The following is a 2,317-nucleotide window of genomic DNA, read 5'->3' as shown; positions in this document are numbered from 1 at the left end:
GCATGTGACAGATCGACCAAAGCCCCCGCTTGCGACAGCGCAATCCAGCGGTCAACCGTGGCATGACCACGCAAACGGCGCAGCGGCGCAAGTTTGGCGGCCACCACATCAGGGTCTTCAATCACCTCACGGTAGGCCTTTGCCAGATAACCCGCACGCGCGTCCATGGGGGCTTTGATCACAATCCGCGGTCCTGCCAGCATCGCGGACCACACAGAAGCAGGCAGCACGATCCGCCCGATCTTGCTGCTTTCGGCCTCGATCACCACGGGCCGGGTAGGGTCCAACGCGTTCAGTGCCGTGGCCAGCCGCGTCTCGAACGCCTTTTGTGACGGCTGCCCCCCGGGCATGCCCCCCAAAAGCGACCCGCGATGCTTTGCGAGCCCCTCCAGATCAATGACCTGCACGCCACGTGCGGCCAAGCGCGGCAAAATCTCGGTTTTGGCGGTGCCTGTATAGCCGTCCAGCAGGATAAAACGATGCGCCAAGGGAACGTCATAAAGACCCGCCTTCACCAACCGCCGGAACGCTGTGTAGCCGCCTTTGACGGTTTGCGACCGCCAGCCGATCTCGGACAGAAGGGACGAGAACACCCCTGACCTCTGCCCGCCGCGCCAGCAATAGACCAGCGGGCGCCAAGACCCGTCCTTGTCCATCAGCGGCCCATCGATGTGATCTGCCACATTGCGGATCACCATGCCCGCCCCGATCTTGCGGCCATCAAATGCGCTGATCTGCTTGTAAATTGTACCAACCTGCGCACGCTGTTCATTTGAGAGGGCAGGCAGGTTGATTGCGCCCGGAATATGATCTTCGGCAAACTCGGCGGGTGAACGTACGTCGATCACGGTGTCAAACCCGTGGTTCAGGATCGCGTCAAGGCTGGTAAACTCAATGGGCATGACGATGGTCTACGGCAGTTAGGGCTGCGGCAAAAGGGCGAATAGGCAGCGTGGCGCCGGGCCGATGCGGATGTTCGGTCAGGGGGTGAGCGCAACACGGCCGTGGCCGGTCAAAACCCAGCAATCGCGCCCTTCAAACACGGCGGGAAACAGCGGACGATGATAGCCTGCACCACCATCCAGATCGACACGGTTGCCAAAATGCTGCGGATACTCAAGCGCGGTGTGCCCGTGCACGACCAGCTTGCCAAAGTCCTCGGTGCTTTCCAGAAATGGTGATCTGATCCACAAAAGGTCTTCGGGGTCTTGTGCTGCAATGGGCAAACCGGGGCGGATACCTGCATGGACGAAAAGCAGCTCCTCGGTTTCGTACCAAAGCGGCAGGCCGTCCAGAAAATCCAGATGCGCCGCAGGCACCGCGCGCTGCGCCAGCTTTTGCAATCCGGCGATATCCGTTTTGCCGTCCGGACCCAGACAGGACTTGAGAAACTCAAGCCCGCTTTTGCGATCAGTTGTGAAACGCATCTCGGCCTGTATGCCATATGATGCAAGCGTTGCAGTGCCGCCCAGACGGGTGTTCAGCCAGCTGATACCTGATGAAACGCGCGGATCATGCTGCAGCCCTTGCCGGACAAACCGCGTAAAGAAACGGTCATGGTTGCCTTTGAGGAAGACCCAGTTGCGCCCCGCATCACGGCCCGCAATCAGGGTCTCGATCACGGCCCGGCTATCCGGGCCGCGATCTGTGTAATCTCCCATGAACACGATCTGTGCATCGTCGCCACCGTCTGCCGCAATCAGCGCAAGCGCATGATCGAGCATTTCTTTCTGGCCGTGAATATCACCAATCGCGTAGATGGGGCTCATTGTCATGATGGTCAGACGTTGAACGTGAGCGGTTTGACCTGCCGGAACTTGCCTGTGGCCTTCAGTGCCTCAAGCGCTGTCTGCGGTACGGCCTCGTCAACGTAGAGCAAAGCGATCGCTTCGCCCTTCGCCTGGTGGCGGCCCAATGTAAAGTTGGCGATGTTGACGCCTTGTTCGCCCAAGGTCGTCCCCAAGGTGCCGATGATGCCGGGGACATCTTCGTTGGTGGTGTAAAGCATGTGTTCCCCGACCTCGGCGTCGACGTTGATACCCTTGATCTGGATAAAGCGGGGCTTGCCATCGCTGAACACGGTTCCTGCAACCGACCGCTCGCGCTTTTCGGTGACAACGGTCACTTTGACATAGCCTTCAAATGCGCCGGACTGGTCCTGCTTGGTGGTCGAAACCTTGATACCGCGCTCTTTGGCGATCACAGGGGCACTGACCATATTGGTGTCAGGGTTCGCCTTGTTCATGATCCCTGCAATGGTTGCCGCTGTCAGCGCCTTGAGGTTCATCTCAGAGGCCTGACCGTCAAACAGGATGTT

General features: G+C 59.4%; 3 protein-coding genes. All 3 read right to left on the bottom strand.

Features of this window, described 5'->3' with window-relative positions:
* A partial coding sequence (gene mnmH / locus VGP75_RS13940; protein WP_327544243.1) for a tRNA 2-selenouridine(34) synthase MnmH occupies positions 1-902 on the bottom strand: 902 nt, incomplete at its 3' end.
* A 78-nt stretch (positions 903-980) separates the two neighbouring features.
* A complete protein-coding gene (locus VGP75_RS13935; RefSeq protein WP_414727807.1) occupies positions 981-1,769 on the bottom strand; it encodes a metallophosphoesterase family protein in 789 nt (262 codons plus the stop codon).
* Between the two features lie 11 nt (positions 1,770-1,780).
* A partial coding sequence (locus VGP75_RS13930) for an ACT domain-containing protein (RefSeq protein WP_327544241.1) occupies positions 1,781-2,317 on the bottom strand: 537 nt, incomplete at its 5' end.

The sequence above is a fragment of the Yoonia sp. genome (assembly GCF_036007805.1).
GTDB lineage: Bacteria > Pseudomonadota > Alphaproteobacteria > Rhodobacterales > Rhodobacteraceae > Yoonia.
Note: the sequence above shows the minus strand (reverse complement) of the source record. Positions and strands in the feature narration are given on the sequence as shown.